General features: G+C 49.2%; 21 protein-coding genes. 6 read left to right on the top strand and 15 right to left on the bottom strand.

Annotated features, from left to right (window positions below):
* Positions 1-43: 43 nt before the first annotated feature.
* From ACY0JR_RS00545 to ACY0JR_RS00555, 3 genes are all read right to left on the bottom strand, one after another.
* Positions 44-709, bottom strand: a complete 666-nt coding sequence (locus tag ACY0JR_RS00545; RefSeq protein ID WP_462631837.1) for a hypothetical protein — start codon at positions 707-709, stop codon at positions 44-46.
* A gap of 30 nt (positions 710-739) precedes the next feature.
* Positions 740-1,261 (bottom strand): acyl-CoA thioesterase, encoded by a 522-nt coding sequence (locus ACY0JR_RS00550; RefSeq protein WP_462631838.1) that lies wholly within the window; start codon positions 1,259-1,261, stop codon positions 740-742.
* A gap of 135 nt (positions 1,262-1,396) precedes the next feature.
* Complete coding sequence (locus ACY0JR_RS00555) at positions 1,397-2,047, bottom strand: protein-L-isoaspartate(D-aspartate) O-methyltransferase (RefSeq protein ID WP_462631839.1); 651 nt, start codon at positions 2,045-2,047, stop codon at positions 1,397-1,399.
* 180 nt (positions 2,048-2,227) lie between these two features.
* On the opposite strand from ACY0JR_RS00555, the gene ACY0JR_RS00560 reads away from it, so the two are divergent.
* A complete protein-coding gene (locus ACY0JR_RS00560) occupies positions 2,228-3,634 on the top strand; it encodes a sugar transferase (protein ID WP_462631840.1) in 1,407 nt (468 codons plus the stop codon).
* Between the two features lie 147 nt (positions 3,635-3,781).
* On the top strand, positions 3,782-4,369 hold the full coding sequence (locus ACY0JR_RS00565) for a riboflavin synthase (protein ID WP_462631841.1): 588 nt from the start codon (positions 3,782-3,784) through the stop codon (positions 4,367-4,369).
* A 73-nt stretch (positions 4,370-4,442) separates the two neighbouring features.
* Here the strand turns inward: ACY0JR_RS00565 and ACY0JR_RS00570 are convergent, their stop codons facing one another.
* Positions 4,443-5,015 (bottom strand): phosphatase PAP2 family protein, encoded by a 573-nt coding sequence (locus ACY0JR_RS00570; RefSeq protein ID WP_462631842.1) that lies wholly within the window; start codon positions 5,013-5,015, stop codon positions 4,443-4,445.
* Between the two features lie 2 nt (positions 5,016-5,017).
* Positions 5,018-5,914 (bottom strand): oxygen-dependent coproporphyrinogen oxidase, encoded by an 897-nt coding sequence (gene hemF / locus ACY0JR_RS00575; protein WP_462631843.1) that lies wholly within the window; start codon positions 5,912-5,914, stop codon positions 5,018-5,020.
* A gap of 132 nt (positions 5,915-6,046) precedes the next feature.
* Between hemF and ACY0JR_RS00580 the strand changes: the two genes are divergently transcribed.
* Complete coding sequence (locus ACY0JR_RS00580) at positions 6,047-8,128, top strand: alpha-ketoacid dehydrogenase subunit alpha/beta (protein WP_462631844.1); 2,082 nt, start codon at positions 6,047-6,049, stop codon at positions 8,126-8,128.
* A 331-nt stretch (positions 8,129-8,459) separates the two neighbouring features.
* On the opposite strand, the gene tamL is transcribed toward ACY0JR_RS00580, so the two are convergent.
* On the bottom strand, positions 8,460-10,910 hold the full coding sequence (gene tamL / locus ACY0JR_RS00585; protein WP_462631845.1) for a translocation and assembly module lipoprotein TamL: 2,451 nt from the start codon (positions 10,908-10,910) through the stop codon (positions 8,460-8,462).
* Between the two features lie 13 nt (positions 10,911-10,923).
* Here tamL and ACY0JR_RS00590 point away from each other — a divergent pair, with 13 nt between their 5' ends.
* The gene (locus ACY0JR_RS00590) at positions 10,924-11,670 is read left to right on the top strand and encodes a TrmH family RNA methyltransferase (protein WP_462631846.1); all 747 of its coding nucleotides are present in this window, start codon (positions 10,924-10,926) and stop codon (positions 11,668-11,670) included.
* A 552-nt stretch (positions 11,671-12,222) separates the two neighbouring features.
* Here the strand turns inward: ACY0JR_RS00590 and ACY0JR_RS00595 are convergent.
* From ACY0JR_RS00595 to ACY0JR_RS00605, 3 genes are read right to left on the bottom strand one after another with little or no spacing between them, the layout of a single operon-like run.
* Positions 12,223-13,359: an outer membrane beta-barrel protein gene (locus ACY0JR_RS00595; protein ID WP_462631847.1), complete on the bottom strand. Its 1,137-nt coding sequence runs from the start codon at positions 13,357-13,359 to the stop codon at positions 12,223-12,225.
* Between the two features lie 12 nt (positions 13,360-13,371).
* Entirely contained in the window at positions 13,372-14,244 is an 873-nt protein-coding gene (locus ACY0JR_RS00600; RefSeq protein WP_462631848.1) for a hypothetical protein, read from the bottom strand.
* Between the two features lie 13 nt (positions 14,245-14,257).
* Entirely contained in the window at positions 14,258-14,797 is a 540-nt protein-coding gene (locus tag ACY0JR_RS00605) for an RNA polymerase sigma factor (RefSeq protein ID WP_462631849.1), read from the bottom strand.
* A gap of 230 nt (positions 14,798-15,027) precedes the next feature.
* Here ACY0JR_RS00605 and ACY0JR_RS00610 point away from each other — a divergent pair, with 230 nt between their 5' ends.
* The gene (locus ACY0JR_RS00610) at positions 15,028-15,420 is read left to right on the top strand and encodes a rhodanese-like domain-containing protein (protein ID WP_462631850.1); all 393 of its coding nucleotides are present in this window, start codon (positions 15,028-15,030) and stop codon (positions 15,418-15,420) included.
* Between the two features lie 194 nt (positions 15,421-15,614).
* On the opposite strand, the gene ACY0JR_RS00615 is transcribed toward ACY0JR_RS00610, so the two are convergent.
* The 6 genes from ACY0JR_RS00615 to ACY0JR_RS00640 all read right to left on the bottom strand — a co-directional run bounded on the left by ACY0JR_RS00615 (position 15,615) and on the right by ACY0JR_RS00640 (position 21,538).
* Complete coding sequence (locus tag ACY0JR_RS00615) at positions 15,615-16,535, bottom strand: bestrophin family protein (RefSeq protein WP_462631851.1); 921 nt, start codon at positions 16,533-16,535, stop codon at positions 15,615-15,617.
* A 38-nt stretch (positions 16,536-16,573) separates the two neighbouring features.
* Positions 16,574-17,035: a hypothetical protein gene (locus ACY0JR_RS00620; protein WP_462631852.1), complete on the bottom strand. Its 462-nt coding sequence runs from the start codon at positions 17,033-17,035 to the stop codon at positions 16,574-16,576.
* A 227-nt stretch (positions 17,036-17,262) separates the two neighbouring features.
* On the bottom strand, positions 17,263-18,636 hold the full coding sequence (locus tag ACY0JR_RS00625) for a HAMP domain-containing sensor histidine kinase (protein ID WP_462631853.1): 1,374 nt from the start codon (positions 18,634-18,636) through the stop codon (positions 17,263-17,265).
* Complete coding sequence (locus ACY0JR_RS00630; RefSeq protein ID WP_462631854.1) at positions 18,633-19,322, bottom strand: response regulator transcription factor; 690 nt, start codon at positions 19,320-19,322, stop codon at positions 18,633-18,635. The genes ACY0JR_RS00625 and ACY0JR_RS00630 overlap by 4 nt, the downstream gene beginning before the upstream one ends.
* A gap of 205 nt (positions 19,323-19,527) precedes the next feature.
* Entirely contained in the window at positions 19,528-19,887 is a 360-nt protein-coding gene (locus ACY0JR_RS00635) for a CoA-binding protein (protein WP_462631855.1), read from the bottom strand.
* A 73-nt stretch (positions 19,888-19,960) separates the two neighbouring features.
* Positions 19,961-21,538, bottom strand: coding sequence for an NAD(P)/FAD-dependent oxidoreductase (locus tag ACY0JR_RS00640; protein ID WP_462631856.1), 1,578 nt, complete (start codon positions 21,536-21,538; stop codon positions 19,961-19,963).
* Positions 21,539-22,186: 648 nt separating this feature from the next.
* Here ACY0JR_RS00640 and ACY0JR_RS00645 point away from each other — a divergent pair.
* Positions 22,187-25,312, top strand: a complete 3,126-nt coding sequence (locus ACY0JR_RS00645; protein WP_462631857.1) for a SusC/RagA family TonB-linked outer membrane protein — start codon at positions 22,187-22,189, stop codon at positions 25,310-25,312.
* The last annotated feature ends 23 nt before the right edge of the window (positions 25,313-25,335 follow it).

The raw sequence follows: 25,335 nt of genomic DNA on the forward strand, positions 1-25,335 counted from the left end.
GCCATTTGTATATGGCAGCCCTTTCTGTTTATGGCCTGTTTTCTTAATTCTGTTGCAAAAAGATCTTCTGCAGCACGTCCCAGAGTTTCTTCTTGAGCTCCACACTTTTTTCAATGTCCTCCAACGAATCCACCAACACAAAGCGCGATTCTTCAAACTTGTACATACGGTAGAACTCCATACGGGAAAGATTGGCGACCGGCAAACCCTGCCCGAACAGGATGATGTGCCGGGCTCTATTTGAAGCGGCAATTTGCTTCACGTCATGCACCAACGCGGGTGACATATTCCCGAATTTGATTTGATTGGTAGTTAAACCCACGGCGGCCATCACTTTTTGCAGGAACGCATGCTGCGGCAACTGCCGGAAGTTCGCCTCAGGTACTTCAAACAACAAATACGTGCCTTTTACCGCTTCGCCCAACCACTGGATTTCCTCTGCCTGAACGGGAGCCATAGGTGCAGGCGCTACTTCCTCTTTGACAGCCACCACAGGTTCTGGAGCTACTTCCTCTTTGATAGGAGCCACCGGTTCTGGGGTAGCAACCGGCGCTTCCGTTTTCTCGAACTGCGGAATAGCAGGCGTTACCTTGGCGGCACCCGTAAATGAAATGGCTTCTTCGTTTGCCTGTTCTTCAGGGATGACGTAAAGGGTGTCCTGCCCAAATAATTGTTGAAGAAACAGAAGTTCAGATTCAGAGGAAGTCATGTGGTAAGATACTAAAATTAGGACAGGTAATTAGGCTACGATGTCAAATAGCGCCTTCAATTCATTGGCATCATTGGGCTTCATACGGCCAGCCAAAATAAGACGAAGCTGACGTCTGCGCAAAGCGCCCGCGAATTTCTCTTGCTCATCCTCTGTTTCAGGAACGGCTTCTGGTACCGCCACGGCTTTCCCGTTCTCGTCCAGCGCCACAAAGGTGAAATACGCCTCATTGGACATCACCTTGGTGCCAGACGGAATATCCTCAGCCCAAACGGTAATATGCACCTCCATAGAGGTACTGAAGGCGCGGGTTACCTGTGCTTCCAAGGTCACTACGTTGCCTAACTTAATCCCTTCCCTGAAGGACACGTTATCTACCGAAGCCGTGACCACAATGCGGTTTGAGTGTTTTTGGGCCGCTATGGCCGAAACAATGTCCATCCAATGCATCATCCGGCCCCCCATCAGGTTGTTGAGTGTGTTGGTATCATTGGGCAGAACGAGTTCGGTCATCCGCACATAGGATTCTTTGACTGATTTTTGCTTACGCATACTGGTGAAATGAAATGGAGGGCGCAAATATACGGTGCAAAGCCCAAAGGAGAGGCACCTTTTTTCCGGCAGCAGGCTTTGCGACCACTTCTTGTTTACAGGGTATTTTAAACAAAGGAAGCTGAAAATGGCCGTCTATTTCCAGCCTTGTTTTCCTAAAAGGGGCACAAACTTGAAATTCCCGAACTCTTCCTTGGTGTATTCCTCTTCGCCTACTCGGGTAATGCGCAGCATTTTCTGGTGCGCTGTGTCTCCCACGGGTATCACTAACTTTCCGCCAATGGTCAGTTGCCGCAAGAGCGTCTTGGGAATGATGGGCGCGCCGGCTGTGACCAGAATTTTAGTGAAAGGAGCGTGTTGCGGCAGTCCTTCTGAACCGTCTCCCAGAAACGTATGCGGGGTTAAGCCCATTAACTGGAACTGGCGGTTGGCTTTATGGAACAGCACTTCATTGTACTCAATGGTGTACACGTGGGGCGTGAGTTGCAGCAGAATACTGCACTGGTAGCCAGAACCGGTGCCAATCTCCAGCACTTTGTCTGTGGGTTGTATTTCCAGCAGTTCGGTCTGGTAGGCCACGGTGTAGGGCTGCGAAATAGTTTGTCCTTCGCCAATAGGGAAGGCTTTGTCCTGATAAGACTGCTCTAGAAACGCCTTTTCAAAAAAGAAATGCCGGGGCACTTGGTCCAAGGCCTGAAGTACGCGGGTGTCCTTGATTCCTTTCTCCTGAACAATACGCACCAAGCTTTTGCGCATGCCTTTGTGTTTATAACTGTCTATGAGCATAAATGTATCAGGTAATGAACTTGTATACGTTTAGAAGGCATATCTGAAGGAAATGCGTCGCGAAAATAGCAAATAGGTGGGCAATGCCGCTAATTATAATTTTTAAGCCTGTTTTAGATTTTGCTTGTAGCTTTGCGCTGGAAAGGCGCTTTTTCCTGCTGTCCTTTTGTCTGTTCATTCATGCAGTTAAGTCGTAACCAACACCTCTATAAAGTTATTCTGGGAGATTTTCTGGCCGCCTTTCTGGCGTGGTCGGTCTTTAACCTGTCAAATAACTATGCGTATGTTGATCTGCCTGAGCTACTTACCCCAGCTTTCTTAAGCCGTTCCTTTCTCATTGCCTCCTTCTGGATAATCTTATACAGCCTATTGGGGCGCTACCGCGATGTGTTTAGATTGTCCAGGTTCAAGGAAGTTCTGTTTCTGGCGGGCTTGTCGTTGGGCGGTGCGGTGGCCATTTATCTGGCTTTTCTCTGGGAAGACCCAGACCTGAACCGGTTCCATGTCTATTCCAAACCCATTGGTGTCTACTTTCTGCTGCATTTCTTCTTTTCTGTATTCCTGAAACTGTTCGTCTTAGGGCATCTGAAACAACTGGTGTACAGCGGGCAGGTCTATTTCAATACGGTAGTGGTGGGTTCCAGCAGCAACGCCCGCGAGGTGTATGATGAACTGATGAACAATAACCGCCATCTGGGCTTCAGGATTCTGGGATTTGTGCAGAGCGAAGTCTCGCAACCGCATTCTTTTCAGGAGCAGATTCCGGCGTTAGGTTCCTTCCTTACCTTGCCATCAGTTATCAAAGAGCATAAGGTAGAGGAAGTGATCATTGCCATTGAACCCTCAGAACACCGCCTCATTGAGCAGATCCTAAGTTCCCTGGAAGGAGAGAAGGTCAGAATCAGTATTCTGCCAGATGTGTACCAGATTCTGCTGGGCTCCGTGAAGGTGTCGCATCTTTTTGGCACTCCCTTGATTGAGGTGAAGCGGGATTTGATGCCTGTTTGGCAACAACTCCTGAAAAGAGTGATTGATCTGGTGGCGGCCATTCTGGTGCTTATTTTACTTTCCCCGCTGTATTTATTACTAGCCATTCTGGTGAAAGCCACTTCATCCGGACCCGTTTTTTTCCGGCAGGAACGCATCGGGCTCTACGGAAATCCCTTTTACATTCTCAAGTTCCGGAGCATGTACCTGAACGCCGAAAGCACAGGGCCTGCACTTTCCTCAGACGATGACCCCCGGGTAACCAAGCTGGGACGTTTCATGCGGAAAGTACGGCTAGATGAACTTCCGCAGTTTTACAATGTACTCATAGGTGAAATGAGCTTAGTTGGTCCCAGGCCCGAACGCCAGCATTTCATCGACTTGATTACCCAACACGCCCCCCATTACAAGCACCTGCACCGCGTACGTCCCGGTATAACCTCCTTAGGCCAGGTGAAGTTCGGCTACGCCCAAAACGTGCCCGAAATGGTTAAGCGCCTGAAATACGACATTCTCTACATCGAAAACATGTCCCTCATCATGGATTTCAGGGTCATGCTCTATACCATCAAAATTATCGTACAGGGGAGAGGAAAATAATGTGCTAATTTTTTAATGTGCTGATGTGCTAATTTAAAAAGGCACCTCAGGCCTACACCACATCATGAGAAAAGCACATTTAAACACAACCTGATTAGCACGTTAGAAATAGCACATCAGCACATTAAAAAATTAGCACATTAAGAAATGTTCACAGGAATAATAGAAGCACAGGCCGAAGTAGTGGCCATCAGGGATGAGCAGTCTAACCGACATTTTACGTTGACGTGTCCCTTTACGCATGAACTGAAGATTGACCAGAGTGTGGCGCACAATGGGGTGTGTCTGACGGTGGTGGGCATTGAGGAAAATACCTACACGGTGACGGCCATTGCCGAGACGCTTTCCAGAACCAACTTAGGGCAACTGAAGCAAGGCGATACGGTGAATCTGGAGCGCTGTCTGTTAGCCAACAGCCGGTATGACGGGCACATTGTGCAGGGGCACGTAGACCAGATTGGCATTTGTGAAGAAGTGAAGGATCAGCAGGGGAGTTGGCTGTTCCGGTTCAGGTATCAGCCGCAGGCCGCGGGTAATGTGACGGTAGAGAAAGGCTCCATCTGCATCAATGGTATCAGCCTGACGGTGGTAGAATCTGGGGTTGATTTCTTTTCGGTGGCCATCATTCCGTATACCTATGAGTTCACCAATCTGCACGCCGTGAAACCAGGCGATCAGGTGAACCTGGAATTTGATATAATTGGCAAATACGTAGCCCGTCTGCTGCAAAAATAAACCCTTGCTTTGGTCTTGTTTTCTGTAAAACAGGCCCAAAGCAAGGGTAAGCGTAGAGGTAATTTACTATACTTTATTTGCTCCAGAAAGCATAACGTTCAGAAGCCTTCCGGTAAACGAACATTCCCAACCAGGCGGCGCCAATGCCAATGAGCGCACCCGCCGTAATGTCTCCAGGGTAGTGTACGCCCAGGTAGACGCGGCTGTAGGAGATGGCCAGAGCCCAGACTAGCAGCAAAAACTTAAAAAGCCATTGGTTTTTGGGCAGCAACATGATCACAAAAATGGCTACCGCAAAGGCGTTAGCGGCGTGCGAGGAAACAAACCCATATTGTCCGCCGCAGCCGTCTATGGCATTAACGCTGGCGTTGATTAAGGTGTCATGGCAGGGTCTTAACCGGGCAACCGTTGGTTTTAGGATGCCCGAGGAAATAAAATCCGCTAAACCCACGCTTGCGCCCAGGGAGAGCACCATCAACCAGCCTTTCCGCTTGTAGAAGTAAACAAAAAGCCCAACCAGTATCCCGTAAAAAGGAAACCACACGTATTTATTGGAGATCAGCACCATCACGGCGTCCCAGAAAGGGGAGTGCCTGCTGTTCAGTTCCAGAAAAAGGGATTGGTCTAAGGCGATTAGTTCGTCCATTTCTACGCAAGGTTAACCCAGTCTATGTCTTTTTTGAAGCAAGCCAGAGACTCCGCTTCGGGGGTGCCGGTTTCTGGCAGATGACTGTAGTGCCAACTCGCCAACGGCGGAAGGCTCATCAGAATGGACTCGGTGCGCCCGTTAGTCTCCAGCCCGAATTTAGTGCCCCGGTCATTGACCAGGTTGAATTCCACGTATCGGCCCCGCCGAATCAGTTGCCATTCCTTTTCCTGGGGGCTGAAGTCTAGGTCTTTGTTTTCGTTCACAATAGTGGTGTACGTGGGGGCAAACGTGTCTGCCACTCCCTGTACAAACGCAAACCGCTCTTCCAGTGAAATATCCGCCGTAGGCGCAAGCCGGTCAAAGAAGATACCGCCTACGCCCCGGGTTTCCTCGCGGTGCGGAATATAGAAATAGTCATCGGCCCATTTTTTGAACTCAGGGTAATACCCCGGTTGGAAGCGGTCACAGGTATTCTTCAGTTGCTGGTGGAAAAACCGTACTTGGTCTTTGTTCACGTAAATGGGCGTTAAGTCAATGCCACCGCCAAACCAGGCCTCGCCGTTACCGGCCTCAAAATAGCGAACGTTCATGTGCGTGATAGGCACGTGCGGGTTGGCCGGATGAATGACCACCGAGACGCCGGTGGCGAAAAAATGGGGATCTGGCAAGTGAAGCGCCGCCGCCGATTTAGGCCCCAAAACCCCTTGCACCGCCGAGAAATTAACACCTCCTTTTTCAAAAACCGCCCCATTCTGGATCACGCGCGCCGCGCCGCCGCCGCCGCCCGGTCGGTCCCAAACATCTTCCTGGAAGCAGGCTACGCCGTCGCAGGTTTCCAGGTCATGGCAGAGGCGTTCCTGAAATGATTTAAACCATTTTTGTATTGTATCTCTCATGGCAATGCAAGCGTTTTATAGTTTCGGCGCTGTTCTGGCAAAAATAGTCGATAAATAGTACAGACCCATCATTTCTAGATTTTGCTTTCTTCTAGATAAGCCGTACTTTAGAAAACGAACAAATGTTAGCTTATGAACCAGACTTCTGTTGAAGCTACCCCCCAAGTTGAATTGGAACTTCTTCTGAAAGCCTATCGCCTGATGCTCACCGCAAAAGCCATGGCAGACACCTATGAAGAAAACAAAGCCATTTGCAGCAAATACGTCCATAGCACCTCGCGCGGCCATGAAGCCATTCAGTTGGCCACCGCTTTCCATCTTACAGAGAAAGATTTTTTATCGGTTTACTACCGTGATGAATCCATTTTATTAGGCATAGGCCTGTCTCCGTATGAGCTCATGTTGCAACTCATGGCCAAACAAGACGACCCTTTTAGCGGCGGTAGAACGTACTACGGGCACCCGTCGTTGCGCCGGGAAGGCTTTCCCGTAATTCCGCACCAAAGCTCCGCTACCGGCATGCAGGCCATTCCGGCCACAGGTATGGCGCACGCGCTTGCTTATCTAGAGTCACAGAATCTGATGGATTCGGCCGCAGGCCGAATAGTGGTTTGCTCACTGGGAGACGGCTCAGTAACCGAAGGCGAAGTGGCCGAAGCCTTCCAGATGGCCGTACTGAAAAAGCTGCCTATCATCTACTTGGTGCAGGACAATGACTGGGGCATCTCCGCGAAAGGAACCGAGATGCGTGCCATGAATGCCTACGAGTACGCCGCCGGTTTCAAAGGCATGGAACGGTTACAGGTAGACGGCGCTGATTTCGTGGAATCTTACCTCGGCATGGCCGAAGCTTTCCGGGTGGCCCGCGAGGAGCGCCGCCCCGTGCTGGTACATGCCAAATGTCCGCTGCTGGGCCATCACACTTCCGGCGTAAGAAGAGAATGGTACCGCGGCGATAACCTAACGGAGCATGGCCTGTTAGACCCATTGCCAAAACTAGGCACGTACCTGCTGGAACAAGGCCTTTCCGCCGATGAACTGATTTCTATTGCCCAGGAAGTGAAGCAGGAGGTCCAGGCTCACTACGAGAAAGCGCTGGCCGCTCCCAACCCAGACCCCGCCACGTTCCACCTGCATGAATTTGCGCCCACGCCCGTTACCGAAGAGCAAGGCAACCGCACCCCGGAAAACGCCGAGAAAACCACCATGGTAGATGCCGCCCTGCACGCCGTGGATGATATTCTGAAGCAATACCCCGAGGCGCTCTTTTACGGGCAAGATGTAGGTGGTGAACTGGGAGGTGTTTTCAGAGAAGCCGCTTTACTGGCAAAAAAATACGGCGATAACCGCGTGTTCAATACGCCTATTCAGGAAGCGTACATTGTAGGTTCTACGGCGGGCATGTCGGCGGTGGGAGCCAAGGCGATTGTGGAGATTCAGTTTGCAGATTATGTCTGGCCGGGCATCAACCAATTGGTAGAGGAACTCTCCAAAAGCTGTTACTTGAGCATGGGTAAGTTTCCGGTGCAGTCGCTCATCAGGGTGCCCATTGGGGCGTACGGCGGGGGCGGACCTTACCACTCCGGCAGCATTGAATCTACGTTGCTGAACATACGGGGCATCAAAGTAGTGTACCCCAGCAACGCCGCCGACATGAAGGGCTTGATGAAAGCCGCCTTCCTGGACCCCAACCCCGTGGTGATGCTGGAGCACAAAGGCCTGTACTGGTCTAAAGTGCCCGGCACCGAAGACGCCAAAACCATTGAGCCAGATGCTGATTATATCTTGCCGCTCGGGAAAGCCAACGTGGTACAGCATGCCACCGAAGAACAAGTACGTAACGGGAACAGCCTTACCGTCATCACCTACGGCATGGGCGTTTACTGGGCAAAATCCGCGAGCAAGCAGCTAAACGGCTCAGTTGAGATTGTAGACCTACGCACCTTGAACCCATTGGATTATGACGCAGTGGAAGCATCGGTTAAACGACACGGGAAAGTATTGGTCTTAACCGAAGAACCTCTCCTGAATTCTTTCGCTGAGTCGCTGGCGGGCCGCATTAGCAAAACCTGTTTCAAGCATTTAGATGCCCCGGTCTTTACGCTAGGTGCCGAGAACCTGCCCGCCGTGCCTTTGAATGTGGAACTGGAAAAGATGATGCTGCCCAATGCGGAGAAGGTGCTGGCTACGTTGCAGGAGTTGCTGGAGTATTAAGAACGAATTGCTCTTCTCTTCTTTGTCACACTATGGCGCAGAAGTTACTTCCGTGACTTTCAACTATAAGTCACGGAAGTAACTTCCGCGCCATAGTTGTATTCTCTTCTCTAGTTTGTCATCCTGAAAGGAACTTGTGAGCGAACGGTAATGGCGCTTCTTCAAAGCCTTTCTAGTTCGTCCACAAGTTCCTTTCAGGATGACAAAGGTGAGGGGTATTGTTAAAGTCGGACTATAACAAAGGATTGGTTCTGTTTAGAAGGTGTTTATAGAAAAAAACTTCTAAACAGAACCAATCCTTTGTTATTAACTTACTTTCTGCAAATCAGGCTTAGAATGGATAGCCTATGCCGAGGTTAAAGGTTGTCTGCGTTCTGTTCCCGAAGATTTTGTCTGATCTGAATTGGTTGATGACAAACCGGTTTCCTTCCTGCTTTGAAGGGTCATAGACCTTGGTGGCAATATCGAACCGGAGAATGGCGAAGGTAAAGTCCAGGCGTACCCCAAAGCCGGTACCTACTGCCAACTCTTTGTAAAAGCGGTTGAATTCAAACTGGGCACCCGGCTGGCTGATATACAGTTCAGGATTGGGGTTGGTGTTGCGTTCCTTAAAAAGCCAGATGTTACCCGCATCTACAAACAAAGCCCCGTTCACGTTGGTACCGCCAAAGCGGAACATCCTGAACCGGAACTCTGAGTTAAGCTCCAACAGAATCTCGCCGGTTTGCTCAAAAAGGTAATCAGTTTCGCCGGTTGCTTTGCTGATGAGCGCACTGGATCCGGGCCCTAACCGGCGCGGCAACCAGGCCCGCACGCTGGAAGATCCTCCGGCAAAAAAGTATTTATCATACGGCAACGCCCTGGATTCGCCCAGAGGCTTGGCCACTCCTCCATTAGCCCGGTACACAAAGGTCATGTTGTTGCCCAGGGCATGGTAACGGCGGTAATCCAGGTTCACTTTGGCGAAGCGGTACGTGTTGAGGTCTTTGAACTGTTCGGCCACATAATTCCAGAGCAAACCACCGGTCTCCACAAAAATGCGCACCAGTTTGGCGTCATTGGACTGGTTGTAATTGGCGGTGTTGTAAAGGCTGGTGAAGTTGATGGAAGAGACAAACGCGTCCCTGAAACTCTCGTTCAGCGGGTTCCCCGATCGCTGGAGCGTGTCCAGGTACTGCTGAAAGGTAGGATCAATTTTGGGCGTACTGATCACGTTGATGTCCAGCGGCGAAAAGCTGAATTGGTGAATGTTCAGGCGCTGCCAGATGTAGTCAAAAGAGAAATCAATGTTGGTTCGGGTGTATTCGTTTCTGTCTACGTAGGTATACCCTGTACTGAAGCGGGTACGCGGATTGAATCTGACCAGCAAATCATTGGTTCTGAATGGTACCAGAATCTGCGGAAACGTCACGCCCATGTCTGCGCCCACTTCCGTTCTTCGGCCCACGGCCCTCACGTTCCTTTGAAGTTGCCCCTCTATACCGGCCCTTACCCCAATGTCAAAGATTTCGGCCCCGCCGAAGATATTTCTGATCCTGAACCGCATACTGGCATACGGACCGGGCACTTGCTCGGTGAAAGTACCGCCAATCTCTGTGGTTTCTTGAAAGCGGGGCAGCAGGGCGGTGTTGATTTGGGCATCTAATAAGCCTCTGTTGGGCTCAGTGGCAAGAGAGTCTGCTTTGGTGTAGCTGATGGTGGTGTATTTGAACACGTCCAGGTTGCTGATGATGCGCTGGTTGTTGAGCGTTCTGGAGGCAGAATACGTCTGACCGGGTCGCACAATCACTTTCCTGAGCAGAATACGTGGTTTGATGCGATGTTCGTACGCCAGGAAATTGATGTTGTTCAGCTCTACCGTATCTCTGGTGCGCCCAAAACGGTTCAACCCCGCATCTGAGGTGAAGTTCACTTCATTGATGGTGTAGACTTTATGCAGGGTAGAATCTGAGGGGTTGGCGATGAGCGTACTCAGCCTTACGGTGTACGCTTCATAACTGGTGTCTGCCTCTACGGTGATGAACTGCTGCCGGAAATCAAAGAAGCCATTGTTTTTCAACACCTGTTCAATGCGCGTCCGCTCCTGGGTGAGCAGAGCTTCATCAAAGTGTTGTTTCACTTTCACCAGACTAGCCGCCTCGTTTTCGTGCAACAAACGCAGAATAGTGGTGTCTGCAACCTGGTAGTTGTGCTGCGAGATCACATACGGCTTGTCTTCTTCTACCTGAAGGGTCACATACACTTTTTTGTTTTTTACCTCTGTGCCGGAAGAAACTTGGTTCCTGAAAAAACCTTTGGAGCTAAGGTAAATGCCAACCTGTTCCTGGGTTTGCACCAGTTTCAGGGAATCAAAAATAGCGGGCGGTTCCCCAACGGTGCGCATGAGCCAGTTACCGTTCTCTTTCTTGTTCTGGAGTTTGGTGAGTTTATTTTCTTTTTTCTCAATCAGCTTGTCTACTTGCACAGAATCGCTGCCGGCTTTCTGGATGCGCCGGTTGTAATCCTGGGTTTCTTCGTCAATGTTGGCTTGTATGCGCTCTGGGTTGTAGAAGCTTTTCCCTAAATAATAAAGATTCAGGTAGATAGGAGCGCCCAGCACCCGGCGGTTGGGCTTCTGCTGATACAGATTGGCTATCTCAGATTTATCTGCCTGGTCAACGCCTTCCAGCTTTATGCGCCAAAGCAACCGCTCATTTTCAGCTAGATGACGGGTGGGAGTACAGCCCATGAAAAAGGCCAGCATTGTGAATACCGTCCCGAATACGTAACATCGTAGCTTCAAACGTAGAAAGGTTATGATCTCAAAGGGGCTTTTGAAGTACATTAGGTCACTGCAAATAAAGAAATATCGGTTGCAACACCAAGCGTTCACGGTGGAAGGTGAAAAGAGCGTGGCGGAACTGCTGCAATCTGACTTTGAACTGGAAACGGTTTTCGCCACCCAAAAATTTTTACTCAAGCATACCCATCTGCTCCAGAAAGGTTATGACGTGGTAGAAGTAGGAGATGCCGAACTGGAAAAGGCCGGTTCCATGGAAAGCAACAATGCCGCCCTGGCCATCGCCAAGATGCGCCCCGCCCCAGATTTCAACTGGCAAGATAACTCTTTTGTTTTGGCTTTGGACGAAGTGCGGGACCCCGGCAATCTGGGCACCATCATCCGCATTGCCGATTGGTACGGCCTCACCTCATTGGTACTCTCAGAAAACAGCGCCGATTTCTACAACCAGAAAGTGATAGCCGCCACCATGGGCTCTTTTACCCGCATCACCCCGCACTACGTTAATTTACCTCAGTTTTTAGAAAAGCGGCCTCAAAACGTGCCGGTCTATGGTGCTGCGTTAGAGGGCGAAAATGTACACCGGCTGCAACTGCAACCCCAGGGAGTGTTGGTGATGGGCAATGAGTCCCACGGTATCCGCCCCGAGATCATGCAACTGGTCACCCAACCCTTGCACATCCCCGGCCGCGGTGGCGCCGAGTCCCTCAACGTGGGCACCGCCACCGCTATTCTGCTAGACAACTTCTTCCGGAATTTGTAAGCGTGCAACTGGTTAACTTCTTAGAAACGTTCTTTTGAGGCTCTCGCCTCACGGATTTGCAAACTTCCGAACATTTTGGGTCCAAGTCACAGACTTGAACCATATTTCCTAATGGGAACCCGTTCTGCAGAAGAAGGGAATGCGTGTGATCGGGAGGTGTAAACATCCCCCTTCGCCTCCTTCAAAGGGGGAATCTCCGCTTTAGAAAGGCAGGAGCCCATTGCTACTTTCCCCTTTCCAGTCTTTCCCGAGCGCGCCTCGCTTTTGGCCCTGCAAAGGCAAGACTAAGCGCAGAGGACACTGCAGGCCGAAAGGGCAGTGCGCGAGGGGAAGACGGGGCCTCGCGGCCGTGAGCGCACGGAGAGAAACCATGAAACAACAAAGCATAAGGCCTCGCATCAACCACCCGCCACGCCAGCAATAGGCAAACTGCATGCACAAATCCATCGCCTCTAACCCTCTTTTAGCCAAAACAGCTTAAAAACAGAAAGAGGAGCTTCACTAGCTCCTCTTTCTGTTTACCACAATCAAACTAACACTACAACTAGCATTCTAAAACTTCATAATTCTAATACCCGCTGCAATGGCATTGGCCTGAGGACCTTTGTTTTCTTCAAACAACTCATTCAAGTTATACTTCACGAAGAACTCCAGGCTTCTGATTCCTACAAAGCCAGACAAACCGTATTGGAAATCATTCAGAAAGAAATCGTCTTTGGATTTGTCTTTGTAGTTCTCACCGTCACGGGAGTATTTCAGTTTGGAGTGGCTGCTGAGCATGTAGCCTACAAAGCCGCCGCCCCCGATTTTGAAATTCGTTTTGCCTTTCTTGTTTTTGAAGTCGAAGCCCAGTTCCAGCGGCACGTTGAAAGAGGTGGTGGCCAGTTTACTTTTCTCGTAGTTGATGGAGCTGGGGCTAAAGAATTCAACCCGTTCACCGGTATTCTGAATGGTGATGTTGTCATCAAACATGTAGTTGTGGAAGTCAAAGGTGAAACCGGTGATCAGGCGAACAGGGCTGTTCTCACCGCCCAGACGGTACTGCCATTTACTGTTTAGGCTGAGGTAGCGCGAGGCAAGAGGTCTAAGTTCAATGTCTTGCACCATGCTACCTGCCTGTTCTTCGGTGTTGAGCCAGTTGGCTACTCCCAGGTCTACCTGAAAATCATAGGCACTTTTAGGGTTTCGGTTCTTGTAGCGTTTCTCGTCTCTCTCCTTGACTTTGGTAGAATCATCATCGCCTACGCTCACTTTCACCTTGGTGGAATTGTTATCCTCATCGCGGTCAATGTCAATGCCTACCTTGTCGGTGATCCTGATTCTGTTTTTCTCTTTGATCACCACTTCGGTACCGTTACCCTGGGTAATGGTAATGTTCACGTCTTCAGAAGTATTGGCTTTGGATTTGTCAATGGTTACCACCACCTCTTCGCCGTTTTTACCGGCAGCCTCAATCTGATCGGCGTATTTCTCCACCAGCAGCAAGAGGGAATCTACGCTCTGGTTTTTTAGATTTTTCATGTCTTTCACATCCTTCACCACAATAAGCAGGCGGGCTTCATTTTTAAGCTTCAAAATGAGCGTATCCTGCACAGCAGCCGATTTTGGGCTAAAAGAACTGGCGTGAGAAGGCAAGGCGATAGCTGCAGCCATCATGATGGCCGAAAGCAGGGCGTATAAACGTTTCATAGTAATTGGATTTTAGAGTTCTATTGACTTTGAGATTTTCTTGTTGCCTATTCTGGTTTCTAAGGCGTACGTGTGTTTGGTATAACCTAATTCTGAAAGATCCACTTTCTCACCTTCTTTGAGATTCTTCACTTGTTTCAGGAGGCCTTTCAGAACGCGACCAGAACCAGATGTTTCCTCTGTGGGAGGTGTGTCAGTTTCTTTAGTAGATGCCTGGGCAAGGGAAGTGGTTGCCTGGGCGTTGTCTAATTTTACAATTATTTCTAATGAAGGGGCAGAAGCGGTGCTGTTAGCAGCTTCCTGGGTTTTTACTGGATTGGCAACCGCCATGAGGGTAGGTTCCTGGGTTACAGCAGGAGCGTTGGTCTCTTCTTGCTGTCTCCCCATTACTACCCGTTTAGTAGAAACGTTGCTTGCTTTTTCTTGCACGGTTGCAGCCTGCGCCTGGGTTTTAACCGATGCCAACGCCTGTTGCTGGTTTTCTACCGGAGAAGAAGCCGCAGGGAAATTGTAAACGGTTTCATCTTCTTTTTCCGCTGAAGCGGAAGACTGGGAAGGTGCGTCTGTGACAACAGGAGCCTTTTTGGTTTCCTGCACCGTAGCCACTGTTCCGGAAGACTGCAGCGGATCTATATCACGGTTTACCCATAAGCCCACGCCCAACAGCATGGTTACGGCAGCAGCGGCCGAGTAGTACCACATTCTAACAGTACCACGTTCTTCTTTTTCTTCGGCTACGGCCGGAATCAGGAACGGATTAGGAGTTTCCTGCTGACTGGCCTGTTGCATGCGGGCTTGCATGCGCTCCCACACATCATTCCCAGGGGCAACCGGTCGGTCTTTGAGTTTATCTCTGAATAATTTGTCTAAATCTTCTGCGCTCATGTCTTTTGTCTGTTTAGAGGGCGATCATTACTCCTTGCTGGGCCAGCATGCGCTGCAACATGGCCCGAGCTTTACTTAACTGCGATTTGGAAGTTCCTTCACTAATGTGAAGCATATCGGCTATCTCTTTGTGGGAGTAGCCTTCAATGGCGTACAGGTTGAAGACAGCCCGGTAACCGGCCGGTAACTCCTGCAGCAACTCCAGCATTTCTCCGGCACTCATGTCACTGTCTGCCGAGGCGTCTTCTGAGGCCAGGTGCACGTGCTCTTTGTCAATGGCCAGGTGCATGGGTTCCTGCTTGCGTAACTGTTGCAGCGCCTCGTTTACCATAATCCGGCGAACCCAACCTTCAAAACTTCCTTTCTGCTCAAATCTATCTACGTGCTGGTACACTTTCATGAACCCGTTGATCAAGACTTCCTCGGCATCCATCTCATTCTTGAGGTACCGCAGGCAAACCCCCATCATGGGGCCGGCGTAGCGATCGTACAAGATTCGCTGGGCTTTGGCATCGCCTTTCTGCAGTGCTAGTACCAGTTCAGACTCATTCACGGGTGGTAGATGTTTAAGCTATAATTCTTGCCTGTTTGTATGGATAGATGCATCTCCTCTAAATTCGGTTGCCTGAGGTTCCAAGATATTTTAAGTAAAAATAAGATTTTACGCGTAAGTTGAGGTGCAATCTTTGAATGGTAGAACCAATTACTTGTACAGCAAGAAGTTAATGCAGTACCTTTGAGCCGTAAATTATCTGATGACCCTACAAATTTTTTAATAAACGTATGAAAGCTTTTCTTTTAGCCCTTGCCCTAAGCTGCACCCAGGTAGTTTTCGCACAAGACAAGCCCACCAGCACCCTAACTCCAGCTCAATATAAAGAAGTAGTAAAAGAGGAAAAAGGTGTTTTGCTGGATGTGCGCACGCCCGAGGAATTCTCCCAAGGCCACCTGAAGAATGCCAAAAACTCAGATTATAGAGGTGGAGCTTTCGCGAAGGAAATAGAGACATTAGACAAGTCTAAAACCTACTATCTGTACTGTGCCACCGGAAACCGCAGCGGAAAAGCACTGCAACTTATGAAAGAGGCAGGTTTTGAGCATGTTTTTAATATTGGAGGCTATAAAGACCTGCAAGCTTCTGGTTTACCGGTAAAACAACCCAAAACTAAAAAGTAAGGCAGCTTGAACTGAAGCAACTTGGAGCCTCTCCCTGCAAGGATGACAATGCACTTTCCAATTTGTCTTTGGTTGGACTGGGTTGTTTTAGACCTGTTTTGGTAAAAGGAGCCTAAAAAGAAATCGCCCGCTGCAAAGGAAATTCATCTTGAGAATTCCTTGGCAGGGGGCGATTCCTTTAGTGGAAAGTGGCCTTATAGAATGTAGAAAGCTACTTTTTGCTCCTTCTTAGGAGTTTCTACGGGGGCTTTGTATTCGCGGAGCATCTGTTTCAGGTCACGGTCAATGGTTTGGGCAATGGTGCTCATGGGCGTGTCTGTGGGCTTGTTCTCAAAAGGATCTTGCAGATGGATGGCCATTTTCTCTATGAGCAGGAAAGACGAAGCAATGGCAACCACCAGCGGTATCGTCATAAACCCGAACACGTCAATCACCCCAAACGGCAGCATAAGTATAAAGAGAATCAATGCCAGGTGCGTGTACAAACTGTAGGTAGCCGGAAATACTGTGTTCTTGATGCGCTCGCAGCCTCCCATGGAATTACATAGACGGGTGAGGGTACGGTCAATCTCCACCTGTTGGTATTCATTGATCCAACCTTCTTTGTAGGCCCGGCGCAGATCTTCTCCGTGCAGTTCCAGTAAGCCCACAGGTTTATTCGTGTACTCCTCCAAAAAAGCGATCTGCTCCTTAGACATCAGCTTGCTGGCATTCTCCAGCGAGGGCAGCTTTCTAAGGGATTGACCCAAACTATAGCACCAGGCAATCTGCCGTTTCACAAACCTCTCCTTGAAGTACAGAGCCTCTACCGAATTATAAGGCGTTTCCACGAAATTAAGGATCTGGCGGGTGAGCGTGCGGGAATCATTTACAATGGCGCCCCACAGCGTACGGGCTTCCCACCAGCGGTCATAGGCCTGGTTTGACCTGAACGCAAGCAGCAAAGACAGGATAGTACCCAGCATGGTTGGGACCGCAATAGGAATGGAAATACGGGTAAGATGGATTGTATGGTACATGATGGCCACCAGAATGGCATAAGCAGTGACCAGTACCACCTCATTTTTTATTTTCCCGAAGATATACCGGATGGGAATATTATTCTTTAACAACATACGTCAGCTTTTAAATGGATAAGAAAAGAAAGAGCACCTCAGGAAACCTGTGCGGCGCGGTGGGCATACGTGTATTCCTGCGGCGTAATGGAGATAACCGGTAGTCCGCACTTCTCCAGGAACAGGTTGGGGTTCTGGCTCTGCTTCCCAATGGCCCGGTAGTGGTAGGTAGTAGGCGAAGCGATGAAGTCTATGGTGTTGGCCTTCAGGAAATTCTTGAATGCCACCATGGTGGTGCCGTAGAAGCATTCCCACCGTAAGGTTTTCAACTGAGGATATTCCTGCTCCAGCTCAGTACATGCCCTGAAGAACTCCAGACTAACCAGCGTTTCTTCTTTGCTTTTGCGAGGAAGCATCAGTAAATCAGTGATGCAATTGGAGAGCCCGAATGGGTGGAAAAGCAGCACCTTCAGCGGCATGCCCGGAAAAGTTTCCAGCAGTTCGGGAATACAGCTTATAGAGTCTTTATCAAAATTGGAGGGCATTAAAACAGTGGCCATGAATCTTCTGGTTTGGTGAATTTTGAAACAATACCCAAACTTACGAGGGCCTCATTAAGCCAATTTTAGAGAGAGATTAGAATGTCATTAGAATTCACATTAATCCATCAACCGCTTGATTTACAGACAATTTTATTGTGCGCTAAGTGAATTTTACAGGCAAAGGCTAGCCCTGCCAACCTGTTTTCATGCTGATTTTCTTAAAACACTTAATAAATGGAATTGCTTTAAACGGCTTCGGCTAAGGGCAGATGCACCCGAATCTCGGTGCCGGAGCCTTCCTGAGTCAGAATGCCAATGCTGCCTTTGTGCAGGCGTATAATGTTGAGTGATAAAGGAAGTCCTACGCCGTGGCCCTCAAAGTCTGAGGTGTTGGAGGCCCTGAAGAAAGGCACGAACACGTACGGCAATTCCTCCTCCGGAATCCCGATGCCTTTGTCCTGCACGTTTATGGTCAGTTGCCCGTTTTCCACGGAAATCTGCACCCGTACGGCCTGGTAATTGGAATACTTGCAAGCATTCAGGACAATGTTGCTGAGGGCCAATTTGAGCAGGTTCACGTTGCCATTGACCAGCAGGTGACTTTCATCCTGGGGCAATTGGCTGAAATCTATCTGAATGTTGTTGTCGGGGTAGAGTTGGTCCGCCGATTCTTTCACCAGCCAAAGCAGCTCGTCAATGCGCACCAGTTCCCAATTCTGCTTCTTCCCATCAAACCCACTTTGGGCTATACCTAAGAGGCTGGTCAGAATGTCCTTCAGTTTATCAGATTCATGCAGGATTTTCTCTACCGCTTTCTGGTGTTCTGGCAAAAGGCCGGGTTTGGCCAGGGCAAGTTCGGCTTCGCCCTTGATAATGGTCAACGGCGTACGGAGTTCATGCGAGGCGTTGCTCACGAAGTTGTTCTGGGTTTCAAAAGCGGTCTCCAGCCGAATGAGCATGTCATTGAAGGTTTGGGCCAGCTCATTGAGTTCGTCTTTGTTGGTGCTCACCTCCAGCCTTTGATTCAGGTTGCCTGCAGTAATACCCTGCACATTTTTAATCATGTCCCTGATTGGCAGAAATGTGTGTCTGGTGAAACGTTTCCCTAGAAAGAAAACCAGCACCACAGACAGAAAGAAGCCTACCAGCAGGGCTTGGGTGAGGTGAGTCACTTCTTCCAGACCATACGGGTTTTTCGCAGAGACAATGACCAGATACTGTTTACCACCTGTTTTCTGCAACGTACCGGCAAAGAAAGCCTCCTGCGAACGGAAACGCGCTTTTCTATCCTGCATCACTTCGGCCAGAAAAGCAACCGGGAGTTCCTTACTACGGAGCTTCGCCAAGGGGTTTACCTCCGGTACCTCCAGAATATACTCTTTCTCTTCGGGTAATTTCTCCAGGTACGCTTGCCGCAGTCGCTGTATTTCCTCGGGCTCGGCCGTGGCGTTAATGTTCAGGTGAATGGCCGAGGCCAGGTTCACCCGAGTTTCCAGGCGCTTGTAAAAATCTTCAAAGGCGTAGTGATTGGCGAAGAAATAGATAAACCCGCTGAACAGCAGAATCACCAGCGAGGTCAGGACTGAAAAGAGGAGGGTAGCCCGGGTCTGAATGGTCATACTTCTTCTTCTTTGAGTACATAGCCCATGCCAATGATGGTATGGATGAGTTTGGGCTCGTAATCCTTGTCCAGCTTCTTTCTCAGGTAATTGACATAGACATCTACTACATTGGTACCCAGGTTGAAGTCAATATTCCAGACGTTCTCCAGGATCTCAATGCGGGATAAAACTCGTTTGGGGTGCTGGGCCAGAAATTTAAGCAAGCGGAACTCGGTGGCAGTTAAGGCTATTTTATTGCCGCTACGGGAAACCTGCTTTCCTAAAAGGTCAACTTCTAGGTCTGCAATTCTGATTTTATTCTGAGGGGCAATGGCGTTGTGAGACCGGCGGGTAAGGGTTCTGATCCTGGCGTTCAGTTCAGAAAAGTTGAAAGGTTTCACCAGGTAATCATCGGCCCCGCTGTCCAGACCTATCACTATGTTCTCCGGCGAGTCCAGGGCGGTCAGCATGAGAATGGGCGTTTCTACCTGATGCTCCCGCAACTTCTGGCAGATCTCCAGGCCGTTCATCTCGGGTAACATCAAATCCAGAATGATGAGGTGAAAGGGAAAATCAAGCGCCATTTTCAGGCCGGTGCTGCCGCTCATGGCCACGCTCACCGAGTAGCCTTCCTGCTTTAATCCACGTTGTAACATCTCGGCTAGACTTGCCTCATCTTCCACCACAAGAATCTTCTTCTCCATGTATGCTGGGTACGGTTCTGTTCAAAAGTAGTACTTGTACCATAACCAGCCAAAGAACCAAAGGTTGCCAATTCTTTAAGGCACGCGAATATTTGATAAAATAATAGGAAGCAGCCGTACCAAAATGAAGAAGCGTTTAGCGGCTGTTTTAGATAAAACAGCCGCTAAACGCTTCTTTTATAGTATGTGCAGAAAAGGAAATTCCTTAATAATTTCCTACCGAAAGCATGACCAGTGTACAGGCGTGCATGGTTTTGATGTTCTGTTCCTGGGCTTTTCTCTCCAGCTCTGAATTCTCAGTACCCGGGTTGAAGATGATGCGCTTTGGTTTCAAGGACAGAATGTAGTCATACCAACTGGGTTGGTTCTGCGGGCCTACGTACAGCGTAACGGTATCTACTTCGTCTACGGTAGGTTTCTCAACCTCAATGGCTAAACCTGCTACTTCCCCTTTTTTAATCCCTACCGGAACAACCTCGTGGCCGTAGCGTTTCAGCATATTCACGGCTTTGTAGCTAAAACGGGAGGGGTTATCTGAAGCGCCTACTACTACTGTCTTTTTCATTGTTTTTAACTTAATGTGAGAACTACAGGGGCTAAACGTCCATGAGTAGTTATACTCATAAACAGGCCCAGGGTTAGCGGCGTACCAACAAGGCCACCTGCTCGGCGCATCTTTCGCCGTCCATGGCAGCAGACACAATGCCCCCTGCGTAACCGGCTCCCTCGGCACAAGGGAAAAGGTTTTTGATCTGCGGATGCTGCAACGTTTCCTTGTCTCTGGGTATGCGCACCGGCGAAGAGGTTCTGCTTTCCACACCCACAATCTGGGCATCATTGGTTAAGTAACCCCGCATTTTATAGCCGAATTCCTGAAAACCACCCCGTAAACGCTGGCCTATCATGGGCGGAAGCACCTCCAGCATGTCTACACTGGCCAGCCCTGGTTGATAGGAAGTAACCAGCAAAGAAGAAGAGACCTTGCCTTTCACAAAATCTTGCAGGCGTTGAGCCGGAGCCACCTGCGTACCACCCGCCGCCGCCCAGGCTTTCTGTTCCAGGGTTTGCTGTAAGCGTAGTCCGGCCAGGGCGCCGTGTTGTTTCAGGTCCATGTCTTCCAGGTTCACCGCCACTACAATGCCAGAGTTGGCGTACTTGGAATCTCGGCGGCTAGGGGACATGCCGTTCACCACCACTTCGCCGGGCGCCGTGGCCGAAGGCACAATGAACCCGCCAGGGCACATGCAAAACGAGAACACGCCCCGCTCCTGGCCTTTGTAGGCCACCTGGTGCACCAACGCGTACGAAGCCGCCGGTAAGTGCTGCCCCCGGTTGCCGTCACAATGGTACTGAATGCCGTCAATAAGGCTTTGCTGATGCTCCACACGCACACCCATAGCGAACGGTTTTGCTTCTATGAGAATGTTTTTGGCGTACAGCAACTCATAAATATCGCGGGCCGAGTGGCCCGTAGCCAGAATCACCGCTTCTCCTTCAATAGAGGAACCATCCTGAGTAATCACACCTTTCATCTGGTCTTTCTCCAGAATGAAATCAGTGACCCGCGTGTTGAAATGGATTTCGCCACCGGCTTTGAGCACAGTTTCCCGCATTTCAGCAATTAAAACGGGCAGTTTATTGGTGCCTATGTGCGGGTGCGCGTCAAACAGAATATCAGTAGTGGCGCCGTGCTGCACCATGATCTGGAGGATGCGTTGCACATCACCGCGTTTTTTAGAGCGGGTATAGAGCTTTCCGTCTGAGTACGTGCCGGCGCCGCCTTCGCCAAAGCAGTAATTGGAATCTGGATTCACAATGTGCTCTTTGTTGATGGCCGCCAGGTCCCGCCGCCGGGCGCGTACGTCTTTTCCGCGCTCCACTACCACCGGTTTCAAGCCCAGCTCAATGCACCGCATGGCGGCGAATAATCCGGCCGGGCCAGCCCCTACAATCAGGACCCGTTTGGCGTCTGGCTTAAGTTCTGGATAGGTGTAGGTGGGCAGCAGGGTAGAGAGATCTGGCGCTTGGGTATAAACATCGGCGCGCACTTTTACCTGCACCTTGCGGCCGCGGGCATCAATAGAACGTTTTATCTTATGGATGAATGCGGCGTCTTCGGGGTTGAGAATACCGGCTTGTTGCAGGAGCTCACGCTCCAGAAGGGCAGGGTCATAGGCTACTTCGGGCGCTAAGACCAAGTCAAGTTCTTTTTTCATGTAGTGTGGTAAGGTAGTTAACCTTAAATCTGGGTGAGTGATGTTCCCTCTTCTTTGTTAATTGTACAAAGATAGGTACTCTTCCGTAACCGAAAACCGGGCTATAAAATTCGTTTTCAGGCTGCCTTTACCAAAAGATGGGTAAAAGCAAAAGTTCTTCCACCCAAGTGTCAGTACCCCATTTTCCTTCTGTATCTACTCTTCAGCTAGTTAAGAAGCCCTTACTTGATTTTTAAGACTTTCTGGTAATTATAACAAAATGCTTTGCAGATTCTATAATATTTTAAAGAAGTATTTAATATTATAAAGAATTTTTAAAAAAAGAATAGTACATAAACTAATTCTTCCTCTATGAGCGTTTTATTTGTGGTCCAGAAAAGTTCTGGATTTGAATAATATCGATATGAAAGGAGGGGGAGCGAGGAAGAAAACAAAAGAACTATTTTAGCATTGACCATCTTAAAACGCTTAAACCAGTTAAAAAGTATTGCTGGCCAAGACAAACACACCAGTTCCTACCTAAGCGTTGAAAAATAGGAACTAATCTTTTTGCGAGTGGAATAGAGACAACTTGCACTATCTGAAACAATTACAAGCAAACAACTTCAGAAAGCAAGGTATTCCGCTCTTAAATAATCAAAAACCTAAATGAAGAAAGTTATATTTTTTAGCTTCGTCTTATTGCTGACGCTGGTAAGCCATGCGTGGGCACAAAGTCGGACAATAAAAGGAAGAGTAACCGATGCACAGACAGGCGAGGGAATGCCTGGGGTTACTGTTCAATTGAAAGGGAGCACAAACGCGGCTCCAACCAGTGTTACTGGTGATTACGAAATATCGGTGCCTTCAGCAGACGGTACGCTGGTGTTTACTTTCATTGGCTACGCCAACAAGGAAGTAGCTATTGGAAGCCAAACTACCATCAACGTTGCTTTAACGGCTGACCAGACGCAATTGAATGAGGTATTAGTGGTGGCGTACGGAACGGCGGAAGAGAAATCTTATACCGGCTCTGTATCTTCTGTGAAGTCTGAGTCCATTGAGAAAATGCAGGCCAATGATGTAACTAAAGCGCTATCGGGCTTAGCTCCCGGGGTGCAAGTAACTTCGTCCAGCGGGCAGCCAGGTGCTACCAGTACCGTGCGTATTCGTGGGGTAGGTTCGGTAAACGCGGGTAGCTCGCCTCTGTATGTGGTAGACGGTGCTCCTTATTCAGGAGATATCAACGCCATCAACCCGCATGATATTGAGTCTATGACCGTGTTGAAAGATGCCACCGCTGCCTCTCTTTACGGCTCCAGAGCTGCTAACGGGGTAATTGTGATCACTACCAAAGGTGGATCTGCGCCTAAAGAACCAACCATTACGTTTGGGGCCACCGTGGGGGTTTCTGACTTTGCCGTGGATGATTACAAAACCGTGAATGCAAGCCAAATGTATGAATTGACCTGGGAAGCCCTTCGCAACGATGCCAGAGCTACTGCGTCATTGTGGCAAGGTAAATTTGCGTCACCAGAGGAGTATGCTTCTAAGACCGTAGTTACCCGTTTAGCGGGTGCTGGTAACGGACAGCAATACAATCCGTTCAGCGACGTAGAGCCGGTTGGCTTAGATGGTAAAATCAAACCAGGCTTAACTCCTGCTTGGGATGAAGACTGGAGAGATGCGTTGTACAGAAAAGCCGTGCGTCAGGAATATGATCTGAGCGTACAAGGCGGTAACGAGAAAAGCAACTATTACTTCTCAGGTAACTACCTGGACCAGGAAGGTGCTTTCATCACGTCTGGCTTTAAACGTTACTCTTCCCGTCTGCGCCTGAGCTCACAACTCAGAGACAACATTAAGGTTGGTCTTAGTGCCAACATTTCTTATACAGACCAGAATGCGCCTACTTCCAGCGGTACTTCCTTCCGGAACGTGGTGTCATGGGGAAGAAACATCTCCAGCATTTACCCAATCTATAGAAGAAAGAACGCCGATGGTTCACCTTTCACAGGCGACCAGGAGTTTGACTTCAACACAGCCCGTCCATACGGCGGTAACAGCAACCCAGTAGGTACAACAGCTCTGGACATTATCAGAGGAAACAACCTGACCTGGGGCTGGAGCGGTTATGCCGAAGTTGGTTTCCTGAAAGACTTTAAATACCGTACAACCTTGGCGCTGAACGGTGACAACTACCGTGGCGAAACGTTCTACAACCCTAAATACGGTGATGCTTCTGGCTCCATTGGAGGCCGTGGTACGCAAAGCAGAAACTCTTTCACAGAGTACACCTTCAACCATATCCTGAGCTGGAACAAAACCTTCGGTATTCATTCAGTAGACGCCTTGGGTGGTTTTGAGGTATACAACCTGTCTTCTAACTCTGTGTCTACCCAGAAAACCGGTTTCATTCCTATTGAAGGCATGACCGAGCTGGACAACGCCGCTACTATTGTGAGCTCCAACTCACAGAGAGACAGACGCGCGCTGCAAAGCTTTTTGGGTCAGGTGAACTATGGCCTGGCAGACAAGTATTACCTGTCTGCTTCCTTCCGCCGTGACGGTTCTTCCCGTTTTCAGAAAGATGTAAGATGGGGTAACTTCTACTCTGTTGGTGCTTCCTGGAGATTATCTGAAGAGAACTTCATCAAAGACCTGTCATGGGTGAACAACGCGAAACTGCGGGCTAGCTACGGTACGTCTGGTAACGAGAACCTTTCTTCTTACTATGCTTACAGAGGCGTGTACAACACCGGTTATCCAGACCTTTCTGCCCCAGGTATGATTGTTTCTACGTTAGAGAACCCGCTGTTGACATGGGAGAAGCAAGCTATCTTCAACGTTGGTTTGGATGCAACGGTGTTCAAAACGGTTGATGTGTCTTTAGACTACTATGACAGAGAGTCGAAAGACCTGCTTTTAAGCAAGCCATTGCCACCATCCACCGGTTTCGTGTCTGTTTCTGACAACTTAGGTGCTATGCGCAACAGAGGTTTTGAAGCAAACATTACGGCCCGCATCATTGACAAAGAAAACTTTGGCTGGTCTGTAAACCTGAACGCTGCTAAAAACACCAATGAGTTTACCAGCTTGCCACAGCCTACCATTCTTTCTGGAACCAAGCAGTACAAAGTGGGTCAATCTATCTATGATTTCTTCATTGAAGATTTCGCTGGCGTAGATCCGGCAACTGGTCTAAGCATGTGGTACACTGACGTTAAAAATGCTGAAGGTGTGATAGAAAGACAAACCACCACTGATTACTCTAAAGCCACTCGTTACTATGTAGGTAACGCGTTGCCAAAAGTAACCGGAGGTTTCTCTAACAACCTTAACTACAAAGGTTTTGACTTAGGCTTGTTGTTCAACTACAGCTTTGGCGGTAAAATCCTGAACACAGACTACAGCGGTCTGATGGGTGGTGGTGCCTCTGCCGGGTACAACTGGAACGCAGACATCTTAGACAGATGGCAGAACCCTGGTGACATCACAGATGTACCTCGCCTGGGTACCAGCCAATCTCTGAATGCCAATGCCCGTTCTTCGCGTTTCTTAACAGATGCTTCTTACATACGCATGCGTAACGTGACACTGGGCTACACCTTGCCAGCAGCCGTGCAGGAGCGTTTGAGAATGAAAGGTTTGAGAGTTTTTGTACAAGGCGACAACCTTTGGACCTGGTCTAAAGGACTGGACGGAATGGACCCAGAGCAATCTCTGGATGGTTTAACTTCCAACAGTTTCCCAACCATGAAGACTTACTCCGTTGGAGTACGTGCCTCTTTCTAATTACAGACAAATAACCTTAGTAA

The sequence above is a fragment of the Rufibacter sp. JT3400010 genome (genome assembly GCF_054956755.1).